Here is a 12965-nt window from a genome sequence, read left to right as displayed (position 1 = left end):
GCCGGGGGGGCCCGGTGGAGGTGCTGCTGGCTTGCGGACTCGGTGATGTCGAGGATGTCGGCGATCTCGGCGTGGCTGTAGGAGAACGCCTCGCGCAGGAGGTAGACGGCGCGTTCGAGGGGCGAGAGGCGCTCCATGAGGGTGAGCACCGCCAGGGACACCGATTCGCGCTGCTCGAACGTGTCGGCCGGGCCTAGCATCGGGTCGCCGTCGAGCAGGGGTTCGGGCAGCCATGCGCCGGCGGTGCGTTCACGGCGGGCCCGGGCCGAACGGAGCCGGTCCAGGCACAGGTTGGTGACGACCTTGGTCAGCCATGCTTCGGGCACCGCGATCCGCTGCCGGTCCGCGGCCTGCCAGTGCAGGAACGCGTCCTGGACGGCGTCCTCGGCGTCGGCGGCGGAGCCCAGCAGCCGGTACGCCAGCGAGGCCAGCCGGTCCCGGCCGGCCTCGAACCGGCGGGTGTCGAAGCGGTCGGTGGTGGTGTCGTCCACGCGGATCCCCCGGGCTGTTACGCGGTCGTCGTCTCGGTGGCCGCGTCCGGTGCGGCGGAGCCGGCCGGGGCGGTGCCCGCCGTGGCGGCCAGGCGGTGCCTGCGGGTGGGCATGCCGAACGTCGGGTGCGAGACGGCCCACCGTGACATCGCGAGGATGCCCGCTTTGATGCGCGCGGCCTTCCGGCCCGCCACGTACGTCGGCTTGGCCCGTGCTTCGTCGTCGACCATCTGCAGGATCCCGTCCTTCCGTCCGAGGCTGATGTGGTTGCCCGCGTACGACAGCTTGACGTGTTCGATCCTGCGGCCGGTGAGGTGTCCCACGATCGCCTCGGTGGCCTGCCGGCCGGTGTAGCCGGCCGTGGCGCAGGACATCGGCAGCGGCAGTCCGTTGTCCCCGAGGGCGTAGGCGCTGTCGCCGACGGCGTAGACGTTCGGGTGCGAGACGGACCGCATGGTGCGGTCGACGACGATGCGTCCGCTGTCGGTGACCTCCAGACCGCCGGCGGCGGCGATGGGGTCGACCGTGAACCCGGCCGTCCACACGGTCGCGTCGGACGCCAGGACGGTGCCGTCGGCGCACCGCACCCGGGTCGCTTCGACGGCCTCGACCCGGGTGTGCTCCAGGACGGTGATGCCCAGCCGGTCGCAGGCCCGGCGCAGGTGGCTGCGGGCGCCGGGGGAGAGCCGGGCGGCCGGCTCGCCGTCGGCGATCAGCGCCACCGACAGTGCGGGCCGGGACTCGGCGATCTCGGTGGCGGTCTCGATGCCGGTCAACCCGTCGCCGACGACCAGCACCCTCCCGCCTCCGCCCCGCCGGCCCAGGCCGTCCAGGTGCTCGCGCAGCCGCAGCGCCGAGGGCCGGCCGGTGACGTCGAAGGCGTGCTCGGCCACGCCGGGGACGCCGTGGTCGGCGACGTGGCTGCCGAGCGCGTAGACGAGCGTGTCGTAGGCGAGTTCGGCGCCGCCGTCGGCGTCGGCCACGGTGACGATCCCGCGCTCGGGATCGACGGTGGTGACACGGCCGAGGCGCAGCCGTATCCCCGTGCCCGCGAAGACGTCGGCGAGTGTCGGTGCCGGGAGGTCCTGGCCGGCCGCGAGCTGGTGCAGCCGCAGCCGTTCGACGAAGTCCGGCTCGGCGTTGACCACGGTGATTGCGGTGTCCGCCGGGGACAGTCGGCGGGCCAGGTGCCCGGCCGCGTGGGTCCCGGCGTAGCCGGCGCCGATGACGACGATGCGGTGCTTCATGTGGGGCTCCTGTCGGTTCGCTTGCTCCCTGTGGGTTGAGCGGGACAGCGCCCCGATTGCTGACAGGAACCGTGTGTGACGTAGGTCACATGATGGTGGGAGCGGGCAGTGTGCCGGAGGAGGGCCCCGACCGGCCGTGCCGGTGGACGGTCGTGCCGGTGGACGGTGGTGCCGGTGGACGGTGGTGCCCTGCCGTCCGTCCGGCGGTGGGCCCGGGCCGTCTCAGGGGCGGGTCGGGAGGGTGATGCCGTAGGCCCGCATCTTGCGGTAGATCGTCGTGCGGGAGATGCCGAGCCGCTGGGCCGCCAGCAGTTTGTTGCCGTCCGTCTCCAGCAGGGCCTGGACCAGGGTGTCGCGCTCGGACGCCTCCCAGGCGCTCAGCCTCCGGCTGCCCGCGCTGTGCAGGAACGGCGGCAGGTCGCGGAGTTCGATCCGGTACGTGCGACGGCCCGCGGCGGCCTGGCCGAGCACGTCGTTCAGCTGGCGGACGTTGCCGGGCCAGTCGTGCCGGCGCAGCAGCGGCAGCACCTCCGGCGCGCACTCCACGCCCGCGCCGATGCGCCGCAGCAGGCAGTCGACCAGCGCCGGAAGGTCCGCGAGGCGGTGCCGCAGCGCGGGGACCGCGGCCGCTTCGACGAAACAGCGCCTCAGCGGCTCCGGTACGCCCGGTGCGCGGTGGAGCGTGCCGACGATCCAGGTGCCCTGTGCCGCCGCGGCCTCCAGGGCGCGGGCGACGGCGGGCCCCTGCTCCGGGGTGACGGCGTCGACGTTCCGCAGGACCAGAGCCCGGCCCGGCCCGGCGGGAGCCGCGCGCAGGACCGCCGGCAGGCCGGCCCCGGCCCCGGCGTCGGCGGCCTGCGGGTCCAGGGCGTCCACGACCAGGGGCGCCGAGGCCGCGCCGGTGAGTGCGTGCGCGGCACGGGCCAGGGCCGACTTCCCCGTCCCGGTCTCGCCGTGCAGCAGGAGCGGTGTCCGGTCGCGGGCGCAGCGCGACACCGTGCGGGAGACGGTGTTCCACGCCGGGTCCGTCCCGGCCAGACCCGGCAGCGGCCACGGGCGGGTGGCGTCCCGCTCCGCACGGGAGCCGGAACGAGCAGCGGAACCCGAGCGAGCACCGGACCCGGAGCGTGCGCCGGATCCCGAGCGGGCACCGGTACGGGAGCGAGTGCCGGAAGGGGAGCGGTCGCGGTCGGAGGGGCCGTCCGTGAAGGCCAGCTCCAGCAGGTACCCGGCGGCGCCCGCCGGGCTGTCGACCCGGCGGCAACGCATCAACACCGTGGTCCCGCCGGTCAGTTGCACTTCCTTGCGGCTGCGCGGAGCGTGCCCCAGCTCGTCGGCGGCCCGGTGCAGCAGCCGGTGGTCGTCACCGGTGAGCCGCGCACTGGCGGCGGAGTTGGCGAGCACCAGGTCCTGTCCGAGGCAGAGCACCGGCCGGTCACCGTAGTGGGTCGCCTGCTGGAACGCCTCCAGCAGGGCCCGCTGGTGCGAGCTGCTGGACTCGTACAGCACGCGCTCGATGTCGGCGGCGGCTTCCTGCACCAGGGCCGCCATGAGGGTGCGCGACGGTCCGTTCCAGCAGGTCAGGTTCATGGCTCCCGCGAGGCGCCCGGTGACCGAGTTGCGGATCGGGGCGGCCGCGCAGGAGACGTTCTGCAGGCGTTCGTTGAAGTGCTCGGTGCCCAGGACGACGTTGGGCCGGCGCTCCTCCAGCGCGACCCCGATGCCGTTCGTCCCGACGAACTGCTCGGCGTAGTTGAAGCCGGGCGCCAGGTGGACCCGGTCCAGGTGCGCCGACAGCCGCTTCTCCCCGACACGGCGGTCACGCACCCAGCCCTCCCGGTCGGTCACGATCACACAGGCGTCCGAACCGGCCAGCGCCCGTTCCAGACGGTCCATGATCGGCGCGGCGGCGCGCACCAGGCGGCTCTCCCGGTCGTAGTCCGGCTGGTACGGGACGACCACCTCGTCCGTGCCGATCCCCAGGTACTTGCAGCGCCGCCAGGAGTTGCGGATGCCCTCGGGCACGATCGTCGGAGGGGGGTCCTCGTTCTCGAGGAACTGCAGGCGCGCTCGTGCGATGTCCCGGTCCCGCGCTGTGCCGTCACTGAGCATGGCGCCTCCGATGAGCGTGTTTCCGCCATATTACGAACGCGTTTGCACCTGTCAACGGGTCGTTCCGTACGGCTTTTCCGGGCGTTCGCCGCGCCCTGATCCGGGGCGGCTCCGGGTGTGTTCCACATTGAAAAACTCGACGGCGCTCCCCGCCCCCACGCTGATGGTCGGCGCCGCGCACAGGGTGCGGCGGCTCACCGTCGACCACAGGAGCACCCATGACTTCCGCAGGCACCGCACCCCGTACCGCGATCGTCACCGGCGCCGCCCGCGGCATCGGCCGCAGCATCGCGGAGCGGCTGGCCGGCGACGGCCTCGATGTGGCCGTCGCCGACCTCCCGGCCATGGGCGAGGAGCTGAGCGAGGTGGCGGCCGGCATCGAGAAGACGGGCCGCCGGGCCCTCGCCGTGCACGCCGACGTGACCAGCAAGGAGCAGACCGACGCGCTCGTGGAGGAGGTCGCGGGCCGCTTCGGCAGGGTCGACGTGTTCGTGGCCAACGCCGGGATCGCCAGGGTCACTCCGCTGCTGGAGACCGGGCTCGACGAGTTCGAGCAGATCATGGCCGTGAACCTGCGCGGCGTCTTCCTCTCCTACCAGGCCGCGGCCCGGCAGATGATCGCCCAGGGCGGCGGCGGCAAGATCATCGGTGCGGCGTCGATCGTCGCGTACCGCCCGTTCGCGCTGCTCGGCGCCTACTCGGCGTCGAAGTGGGGCGTACGCGGGCTGACCCAGGCCGCGGCGATGGAGTGGGCGCGGCACGGCATCACCGTCAACGCGTACTGCCCGGGGATCGTCGGCACCGACATGTGGGACCTGATCGACGAGCGGCTGGCTCAGGCCGAGGGCCTGGAGAAGGGCCGGGCCATCAAGAAGTACGCGGAGGCGATCGCGCTCGGCCGGATCGAGGAGCCCGCGGACGTCGCGTCCTTCGTCTCGTACCTGGCGTCGCGGGACTCGGACTACATGACCGGCCAGTCCGTGATGATCGACGGCGGGATCCAGTTCTCCTGACGCGGGCCGTCGAGCACCCACTCGGTCAACCATCCATCGGGAATCGAGGAGTGAGATGTACTCCAAGGACGGCGAGAACTACTTCATCGTGGACGCGCACGTCGCGCTCTGGGACGCGCGCCCCGAGAACCAGCTGAACATCCACGGCAAGCAGTTCATCGACTGCTTCTACGACTACCACCGCAATCTGAGCCCGGAATCGGAACTGTGGCCGTACGAGGAGTACCTCTACTACGGCGGCGAGCGTCTGATGAAGGACCTCTTCGTCGACGGGTACGTCGACCACGCCATCTTCCAGCCCGCCCGGCTGGGCGCGTTCTACCGCAACGGCTTCGGGCGGACGGAGGAGGCCCACGCGCTGGCCCGGCGGCACCCGGACAAGCTGACGTACAACCACTCCTGGGACCCCCGGTACGAGCAGAAGGGGCTCGACCGGCTGCGGCGGGACGCCGAGCGGTTCGGACTGAAGGGCGTGAAGCTGTACACCGCCGAGTGGAAGGGCGACAGCCGCGGCTACAAGCTCGACGACCCGTGGACGTACCGCTACCTGGAGGCGTGCCAGGAACTCGGCATCACCAACATCCACATCCACAAGGGGCCGACGATCCGGCCGCTGGACCGGGACGCGTTCGACGTGGCGGACGTCGACAAGGCGGCCACACGGTTCCCCGAGATGAACTTCGTCGTGGAGCACTGTGGCCTGCCCCGCCTGGAGGACTTCTGCTGGATCGCCACGCAGGAGCCCAATGTGCACGCGGGTCTCGCGGTGGCGATGCCCTTCATCCACAGCCGGCCGCGGTACTTCGCGCAGATCATCGGTGAACTGCTGTACTGGCTGGACGAGAACCGCATCCAGTTCTCCAGCGACTACGCGCTGTGGACGCCCCGGTGGCTGATCGAGCGGTTCGTCGACTTCCAGATCCCCGAGGACATGACCGAATACGCGCCGATCACCCTGGCGCAGAAGAAGAAGATCCTCGGGCTGAACGCGGCCGCCATGTACGGCATCGAGGTGCCGGCCGGGCTGGGCGTCGACGAACCGGCGGTGGCCTGAGATGCCCGCCGACGCCCGGGAGCGGTCCGCCCGCGCGGCGCTGGACACGGTCCTCGACCCGGAGCTGGACGAGCCGATCACCGACCTCGGTTTCGTCCGTTCCGTCACGGTGACCGGCGACGGCGCGCTCACCGTCCGTCTCCGGCTCCCCACCTCGTTCTGCTCGCCGAACTTCGCCTATCTGATGGCCTCGGACGCCAAGGACGCGCTCACGGCACTGCCCTGGACGCGCGAGGTCGTGGTGCTGCTCGACGACCACCACGACTCGGACCTGATCAATCAGGGGCTGGCCGCGGACGCGGGCTACCGGGGGACGTTCGGGGCGGAGGCGGAGAAGGACCTGGAGGAGCTCCGGCTGACGTTCCGCCGCAAGGCGCATGCGGCGGCGATGGAGCGCGCGCTGGCCGGCCTGCTCCGCGAGAACCCGGACCTCACCGAGGAGGACCTCCACGGTGTGGTGCTCGGCGACCTCCCCGACGCGGCGGCCTCCCGTGCGCTGCTGCGGCGGCGCGCGGCGCTCGGACTCGGCGTGGCACCGTCCGAACCGGTCCTGGTGGACGAGGACGGGCGGCGCTTCCCACCGGCGGAGATCCCGCTCCGGCTGCGGTTCGCCCGTGCGGTGCGGGTGTCGATCGACGGCAACGCCCACTTCTGCCGGGGCCTGCTGCGCACCCGGTACCCGGAGTCCGCGGCCGACCAGTCCCCGCGCGCCGGGGACGTGGCGACGCCCGGCCGGCCCGTGCGCGCGGGCGAGCCCATCCCACTCGTCGTCCCGTCGAAGGAGAACGTCTCGTGAAAGCAGTTCAGGTCGTCGGCTACGGCCAGGACCTCAAGATGGCCGAGGTCCCCGAACCCCGGATCACCGGCCCGTACGACGTGATCGTCCGCATCGGCGGCGCCGGTGTGTGCCGCACCGACATCCACATCCTGGAGGGGCAGTGGGCGCAGAAGTCCGGTGTGGCGCTGCCCTACACGATCGGGCACGAGAACGCGGGCTGGGTCCACGCGGTCGGCAGCGCCGTCAGCCATGTCCGTGAGGGTGACAAGGTCATCGTGCACCCGCTGATCACGTGCGGACTGTGCCGGGCGTGCCGGGCGGGTGACGACGTGCACTGCGAGAGCAGCCTCTTCCCCGGTATCGACACGGCCGGCGGTTATGCCGAGTACCTGAGGACCTCCGCGCGCAGTGTCGTACGGATCGACGACTCCCTGGAGCCGGCCGATGTCGCGGCGCTCGCGGACGCGGGGCTGACGGCGTACCACGCCGCGGCCAAGGCGGCCCGGAGGCTGCGGCCCGGTGACCGGTGCGTGGTGATCGGCGCGGGCGGGCTGGGGCACATCGGTGTCCAGGTACTCAAGGCCCTTACCGCCGCCGAGATCGTCGTCGTGGACCGCAGTCCCGACGCGGTGGCCCTGGCCGTCTCCACCGGAGCGGACCACGGTGTCGTCGCCGACGGCGGCCAGGTGGACCGGGTACGCGAACTGACCGGCGGTCACGGGGCGGAGACGGTCATCGACTTCGTCGGTGAGGGCGGCTCCACCCGGGACGGCGTCGGCATGCTGCGCCGCGCGGGCGACTACCACGTGGTCGGCTACGGCGAGAACATCGACGTCCCGACCATCGACATCATCTCCGCCGAGATCAACTTCATCGGCAACCTCGTCGGCTCCTACAACGACCTGTGCGAACTGATGGTCCTCGCCGCGCAGGGCCGCGTGCGCCTGCACACCGTCAAGTACCCGCTCGACCGTTTCCAGGACGCCCTGGACGATCTCGCCGGCGGCCGGATCCGGGGCCGGGCGATCCTCACCCCGTGACCCCGCCCCGGACGACGAACGAAGCGGCGCAGCGAGCCTCGCAGCGAGCGACGCAGGAAGCGGCGCAGGAAGCGGCGCAGGACGTGACGAAGGAAGTGACGCCTTGATTTTCATCACCGTGAAGTTCCGTGTCCGTCCCGAGTACGCCGACCAATGGCCCGAGGTGGTCGAGGAGTTCACCCGGGCGACGCGCGCCGAGCCGGGATGCCTGTGGTTCGACTGGTCCCGCAGCGTCGAGGACCCGCAGGAGTACGTGCTGGTGGAGGCCTTCCGGGACGACGAGGCCGGTGCGGCGCACGTGGGCTCGGCGCACTTCGAGGAGGCGCAGCGGACCCTGCCGCCGCACCTCGTGGAGACGCCCAGGATCGTCAACGTGAAGGTGCCGCAGGACGACTGGTCACCACTCGGCGAGATGACGGTACGGAACGGCGAGACGGTGCGCGGCGGTTGACGAGGGCCGTGACCGCTGAGGGGAACGCCTGTCGGCCTGCCGCGCTCGACGGCAGGCCGACGACGTTCCCCGTCGGCGTGGGCGTCGGCGTCGGCGTGGGCGTGGGCGCGCGCGTCGGTGCGGCGTGAGCCCCGCTCCGGCACGGCGAGCGGGTCAGGGCCGGGGCCGTCGGCGACTCCCGGACGCGCACGGACACGTGCGCATCGCCCGCCGCCCGCCGTTTCCCCTGGCCGCCGGCTCGGGACGGCGTCGGCGGGGCCGCTGCGTGAGCCGTCGGGGCCGGTGGAAGAATGTGCCGGGATGACGGACAGCACCTTGGCGGGACGGGACACGGCCGCACTCGACGATCCGGTGGGGCAGGCGCTGCGTGGCCGGCACGCGCACCTCGCCCGCCGACTCGGCCGGGCCGCCACCTACCTGCCGGGAGTGGCGACCTTCGCCTCGGTGTCCGTCGGTCCGGACGCGGCGGAGTGGGACGATCTGGCCGCGCTGCTCGGCCCCGGGGAACTCGCCGACATGTTCTCCTGCCCGGCCGTTCCACCGCCGGACTGGGAGCCGGTCTTCACGCTCGAGGGCCGTCAGATGATCTGGTCCGGCACCGCACGGCCCGGCCACCTCCCCGCGCAGGCCGAGACCGGCGTCGTAGAACTGGGCGCGGACCGTGTCGCCGAGATGCTCGGGCTGGTCGCGCGGACCTCGCCGGGCCCGTTCTGGCCGCGCACCCACGAACTCGGCACCTATCTCGGCGTCCAGGACGACGGCGTACTGGTGGCCATGGCGGGGGAGCGGTTGAAGCCTCCCGGCTGGACCGAGATCAGCGCCGTCTGCACCGCTCCCGAGGCGCGCGGACGCGGCCACGCGGCCCGCCTGGTCGCCGCGCTCGTCGCGCGGATCGTGGCCCGCGGCGAGCGTCCCTTCCTCCACGTGGCCGAGGCGAAGACCGGCGCGATCGCGCTGTACGAGCGGCTCGGCTTCACCACCCGCAGGAAGGTGACGTTCCGGGGGTTCCGCACGCCATGACGGTGACGGGGCCCGGGCGGGCCGCCGGCCCGGTGGCGGCCGGGTGCGGTGCGAGGCGCTGCCGACTCCTTCCGGAGCCTCCGGGAGCCGGGCGGTGACCGCGACGACGCGACACGCGGGAGCGCGCCGCCGCCTCCTCGCGCTGCTGTCGCTGCTCCTCGTCGTGGGCGCGTGGGCGTGCGGCACACGTGCACTGTCCTACGTCGACCCCGCCGACGCCGCGGCGCAGCAGAGCCGGGTGATCGCGACCGCCTCGACGGACGTCACCGCCGAGGAGGCCGGCGGCGCGGCCGAGACGGCGCGCGACGGCTCCTCCCGCTGTGAGGCACCCGGCAGTCCCGCACCGTGCAGGAAGGTCTTCGTCGCCCAGCCGGACCTGCGCCTCGCGCAGGCGACGGACATCGTGCTCTGGGCCGTCGGACCGCCGGCCGAAACACCGCCCACGGTGTGGGCCGACGTGTGCCGGGACGTGGTGATCTCGGGGCTCTCCCCGCCGACAGCGCCGTCCGTACTCGACCGCTTGCGGATGTAGGCCGAGCGCCCGCGCGTTCCCGCGCGCCGCGCGCCGCCCGGACCCGACCGGACGCGGGCCGCTCGCACGGCAGGACCGCCGTGCGCCCGACCCCGGGTGATGCCGCCCGCCCGCTCGTGCCGAGCGCTGTCCACCACTCGTACCCAGCACAAGGTTGCCCTCATGCCGTCCTCTGCCTCCCCTGCCTCCCCTTCGTCTTCTTCGTCTTCTTCGTCTTCTTCGTCCTCTTCTCCGTCCGCTGCCCGCGTCCGTCGCCGGCGCCGCCGCACGGTCGCCGCGGCGGTGGCCGCACTGACCGCCGTCGTCGCGACGGTCCTGGCCTTCACCCTCGACGACACCTCGTCCGGCGGCGCCTCCCGGGACGCGGCCGCCACCGAGACCACCGGACCCGACGCCCAGGCCGACGCCCAGGCCGACGCGCTGCGCGCACTGGCCCGCCGGGACGCCGACGACCCCCTGGCCGTGGGACGCGCCGACGCTCCCGTCGTCATGATCGAGTACTCGGACTTCCAGTGCCCCTACTGCGGCAAGTTCGCCCGCGACACCGAGCCGGAACTGATCCGCTCCTACGTCGACAAGGGGCTCCTGCGCATCGAGTGGCGCAACTTCCCGATCTTCGGCGAGGAGTCCGAGCAGGCCGCCCGCGCGGCCTGGGCCGCCGGACAGCAGGACCGGTTCTGGGAGTTCCACGACCAGGCGTACGGCACGACACACAAGCGGAACTCGGGTGCCTTCGCCGCTGACAAGGTGACCGGCATGGCCCGGGCCGCCGGGGTGAAGGACCTCGACCGGTTCCGGAAGGACATGGCGTCCGACGAGGCGGCCGAGGCCGTCCGGCGGGACCAGGAGGAGGGCTACTCCCTCGGCGTCAGCAGCACACCCGCCTTCCTGGTCAACGACGTTCCCGTGCTCGGCGCCCAGCCGGTCGACACCTTCAGGCAGGCCATCGAGGCAGCGGCAAAGGACGCCCGGTGAACGGCGACGCGAGTGTCCTGGCCGCGTTCCTCGGCGGCCTGCTGGCCCTGGTGAGCCCGTGCAGTGCCCTGCTGCTGCCGGCCTTCTTCGCCTACTCCTTCACCAGCGCGACGAAACTGCTGGCGCGCACCGTGCTGTTCTACCTCGGGCTGTGCACCACCCTGGTGCCGCTCGGCGTCGCCGGGTCGTTCGCCGGCCGCCTCTTCTACGGTCACCGTGACCTGCTGGTCACCGTCGGCGGCTGGACCGTGATCGTGCTGGGCGTGGCGCAGATCCTCGGGTTCGGGTTCGGGGTGCGCCGGCTCCAGGAAGCCGCGGGCGCACGGCGGTCCGGGTCGGTGCTGTCCGTGTTCGCCCTCGGAACGGTCTACGGCCTGGCGGGCTTCTGCGCCGGGCCCGTCCTCGGTTCCGTCCTCACCATCGCCGCGCTCGGCGGACGACCGGTCCACGGTGGACTGCTGCTGGCGGTGTACGCACTCGGCATGGCCGTGCCGCTGTTCGTCCTGGCCCTGCTGTGGGACCGCTTCGACCTCGGCCGCAAACGCTGGCTGCGGGGACGCACCCTGCGGCTCGGGCCGTTGTCCTGGCACACCACGTCCCTCGCCGGCGGCACGCTGTTCATCCTGCTCGGAGTGCTCTTCCTGGCCTTCGACGGCACCGCGGCGCTGCCGTCACCGATCAGCGTCGAGACGGAAGCGGGACTGGAGGAGCGTCTGCTGCGCATCGGCAGTGCGGTGCCGGACCGGGTCCTGCTGCTCGTCCTCGCCGCGGTGGCGGCGGTCACCGCCGTGGTCCTGCTGCTGCGCCGGGACGGAGCACGCACGGACACCCGCACCGAGGAGCCGTCTTCGCCCGGCGCCTGAAACACGGCGAGCGGGGGCGGTCCCGGCGCATCCAGCCCGGGCAACCGCCCCCGCACTGCCCGGGCTCTCGGCGCATCCAGCCCAGGCGACCGCCCCCGCACCGCCCCCGTACCGTTCCCGCACTGCCCCCCGTACCGCTCCCGCACAGCCCTCGGCACTGCCCTCGCTGTGCTCCCGCGCTGTCCCCGTGCGCCACGCGCAGGCCGACCGGCGTTCTGCCGTGGCCGGAACCGGGCCGACCGTGCGGGCACGGCGCACGCGGGCCCGCCACCGGCCTTCCGGTGGCGGGCCCGGCCGCGTCAGCGACGCTCAGTAGATGTTGACTTCGACCTGGGGACCGTCCCCGCGGCCCGCGTTGATCTGCGCACGCAGCGAGATCTCGTCGTAGACACGGACCTCCTTGACGATGCGGCCCTCCTGGATCAGGAACTGCGAGACGCCGAGCACCGTGACCGGCCGGCCGGTGAGGGGACCGAAGGTCGCGACGCCGCGGTAGGTGCCGTGCATCGTCCACAGCACGGCGACGCGCAGGCCCGCGTACCGCGGGGAGTGGTTCGTCTGGATGTCGCGGACGGCGAACCGCGCGTCGGGGAACGGAGCGACCGTGGTGAGGAGGTCGCTCTGGTAGCGCTCGGGCCGGATGACGGTGTGGTCGCCGATCGTGTGGAGGAACAGGTCCCGGTCCATGAAGTCCTTGACCTTGTTCAGCCGGCGCTGCGTCCACACCTCGTCGATGAACTCGAGCACCATCTCGCACTCGGGACGGAACTCGTCCGGACGCGCACCGCTGACCCCGGCCCGCAGCACGTCCGCCGGCGGTTCCTCCAGCATCGAGCCGCTGTACCCCTGGAAGGTCAGCCCGCGGGCCACCTCGTCCGGGTCCAGGCCGCTCTGCAGGCAGTCGGCCAGGTCGTCGCGCACCACCCATTCCTCGACCATCCGGCCGCGCCGGTACAGGCAGTTGGCCACCGTGCGCTTGCGGATGCGGATGTTGCGGCCGTCCACGAGGTGTTCGTCGGCGGAGAAGACCAGGTGGGAGCTGAGGAAGGCGTCGTCGCCGCGCGCCTCCCACACCACGTCCTCGGCCTGGCCGATGTGCCCCGGAGTGCTGCCCATGCGCATGGTGCTGCCCTCGATGACACCGTCCCGGCCCACGACGGTGCCGAGGCTGGTGTGCACGATCGAGTCGGGCTCGTAGTTGTCGACGATGTAGGCGATGTCGCGGTCGACCCAGATGCGGTCGGTCACCTCGCGGATGAAGTCGTCCGGGTCCTTGTAGGGGAGGTACGCGACGGGGTCCAGAGGCATGGTGCTTCCGTTCCGGTAGTGATGTGAATGCGTATGTAGGTGGCTGAAGGGGAGGGTAGCCGGGGAGGCCGCCCGCCGGGT

The 12965-nt window shown here is 72.5% G+C and carries 13 protein-coding genes; 9 read left to right on the top strand and 4 right to left on the bottom strand.

Annotated elements, in window-relative coordinates; all coding sequences use genetic code 11:
* The 3 genes from FGW31_RS07870 to FGW31_RS07860 all read right to left on the bottom strand — a co-directional run.
* On the bottom strand, positions 1-491 hold a 491-nt coding region (locus FGW31_RS07870; RefSeq protein ID WP_185907421.1), incomplete at its 3' end, for a sigma-70 family RNA polymerase sigma factor.
* A 17-nt stretch (positions 492-508) separates the two neighbouring features.
* Complete coding sequence (locus FGW31_RS07865) at positions 509-1738, bottom strand: NAD(P)/FAD-dependent oxidoreductase (protein WP_142192645.1); 1230 nt, start codon at positions 1736-1738, stop codon at positions 509-511.
* A 222-nt stretch (positions 1739-1960) separates the two neighbouring features.
* The gene (locus FGW31_RS07860) at positions 1961-3850 is read right to left on the bottom strand and encodes a sigma-54-dependent Fis family transcriptional regulator (protein ID WP_142192644.1); all 1890 of its coding nucleotides are present in this window, start codon (positions 3848-3850) and stop codon (positions 1961-1963) included.
* A gap of 218 nt (positions 3851-4068) precedes the next feature.
* Here FGW31_RS07860 and FGW31_RS07855 point away from each other — a divergent pair, with 218 nt between their 5' ends.
* The 9 genes from FGW31_RS07855 to FGW31_RS07810 all read left to right on the top strand — a co-directional run bounded on the left by FGW31_RS07855 (position 4069) and on the right by FGW31_RS07810 (position 11576).
* Positions 4069-4863 carry an acetoin reductase gene (locus FGW31_RS07855; RefSeq protein ID WP_142192643.1) on the top strand — a complete coding sequence of 265 codons (795 nt, stop codon included), beginning with the start codon at positions 4069-4071 and terminating at the stop codon, positions 4861-4863.
* Between the two features lie 55 nt (positions 4864-4918).
* Complete coding sequence (locus FGW31_RS07850) at positions 4919-5917, top strand: amidohydrolase family protein (protein WP_142192642.1); 999 nt, start codon at positions 4919-4921, stop codon at positions 5915-5917.
* 1 nt (position 5918) lies between these two features.
* On the top strand, positions 5919-6713 hold the full coding sequence (locus FGW31_RS07845) for a metal-sulfur cluster assembly factor (RefSeq protein ID WP_142192641.1): 795 nt from the start codon (positions 5919-5921) through the stop codon (positions 6711-6713).
* On the top strand, positions 6710-7735 hold the full coding sequence (locus tag FGW31_RS07840; RefSeq protein WP_142192640.1) for an NAD(P)-dependent alcohol dehydrogenase: 1026 nt from the start codon (positions 6710-6712) through the stop codon (positions 7733-7735). Before FGW31_RS07845 ends, FGW31_RS07840 begins: the two co-directional genes overlap by 4 nt.
* A 103-nt stretch (positions 7736-7838) precedes the next feature.
* Positions 7839-8186 (top strand): putative quinol monooxygenase, encoded by a 348-nt coding sequence (locus FGW31_RS07830; RefSeq protein ID WP_142192639.1) that lies wholly within the window; start codon positions 7839-7841, stop codon positions 8184-8186.
* A 300-nt stretch (positions 8187-8486) separates the two neighbouring features.
* Positions 8487-9206 (top strand): GNAT family N-acetyltransferase, encoded by a 720-nt coding sequence (locus FGW31_RS07825; RefSeq protein ID WP_142192638.1) that lies wholly within the window; start codon positions 8487-8489, stop codon positions 9204-9206.
* Between the two features lie 94 nt (positions 9207-9300).
* Positions 9301-9738 carry a hypothetical protein gene (locus tag FGW31_RS07820; RefSeq protein WP_142192637.1) on the top strand — a complete coding sequence of 146 codons (438 nt, stop codon included), beginning with the start codon at positions 9301-9303 and terminating at the stop codon, positions 9736-9738.
* 162 nt (positions 9739-9900) lie between these two features.
* Complete coding sequence (locus FGW31_RS07815) at positions 9901-10713, top strand: DsbA family protein (RefSeq protein WP_142192636.1); 813 nt, start codon at positions 9901-9903, stop codon at positions 10711-10713.
* Positions 10710-11576 carry a cytochrome c biogenesis CcdA family protein gene (locus FGW31_RS07810; protein ID WP_233452439.1) on the top strand — a complete coding sequence of 289 codons (867 nt, stop codon included), beginning with the start codon at positions 10710-10712 and terminating at the stop codon, positions 11574-11576. The genes FGW31_RS07815 and FGW31_RS07810 overlap by 4 nt, the downstream gene beginning before the upstream one ends.
* A 309-nt stretch (positions 11577-11885) precedes the next feature.
* Here FGW31_RS07810 and FGW31_RS07805 read toward each other — a convergent pair whose 3' ends face one another.
* The gene (locus FGW31_RS07805; RefSeq protein ID WP_142192635.1) at positions 11886-12884 is read right to left on the bottom strand and encodes a nuclear transport factor 2 family protein; all 999 of its coding nucleotides are present in this window, start codon (positions 12882-12884) and stop codon (positions 11886-11888) included.
* Positions 12885-12965 lie beyond the last annotated feature (81 nt).

Source organism: Streptomyces calvus (genome assembly GCF_006782915.1).
Lineage (GTDB): Bacteria > Actinomycetota > Actinomycetes > Streptomycetales > Streptomycetaceae > Streptomyces > Streptomyces calvus.
Note: the sequence above shows the minus strand (reverse complement) of the source record. Positions and strands in the feature narration are given on the sequence as shown.

Coding starts and splice junctions, on each gene's coding strand:
- FGW31_RS07865 (WP_142192645.1), bottom strand. CDS start 1,738: ATGAAGCACCGCATCGTCGTCATCGGCGCCGGCTACGCCGGGACCCAC.
- FGW31_RS07855 (WP_142192643.1), top strand. CDS start 4,069: ATGACTTCCGCAGGCACCGCACCCCGTACCGCGATCGTCACCGGCGCC.
- FGW31_RS07860 (WP_142192644.1), bottom strand. CDS start 3,850: ATGCTCAGTGACGGCACAGCGCGGGACCGGGACATCGCACGAGCGCGC.
- FGW31_RS07825 (WP_142192638.1), top strand. CDS start 8,487: ATGACGGACAGCACCTTGGCGGGACGGGACACGGCCGCACTCGACGAT.
- FGW31_RS07845 (WP_142192641.1), top strand. CDS start 5,919: ATGCCCGCCGACGCCCGGGAGCGGTCCGCCCGCGCGGCGCTGGACACG.
- FGW31_RS07850 (WP_142192642.1), top strand. CDS start 4,919: ATGTACTCCAAGGACGGCGAGAACTACTTCATCGTGGACGCGCACGTC.
- FGW31_RS07805 (WP_142192635.1), bottom strand. CDS start 12,884: ATGCCTCTGGACCCCGTCGCGTACCTCCCCTACAAGGACCCGGACGAC.
- FGW31_RS07815 (WP_142192636.1), top strand. CDS start 9,901: ATGCCGTCCTCTGCCTCCCCTGCCTCCCCTTCGTCTTCTTCGTCTTCT.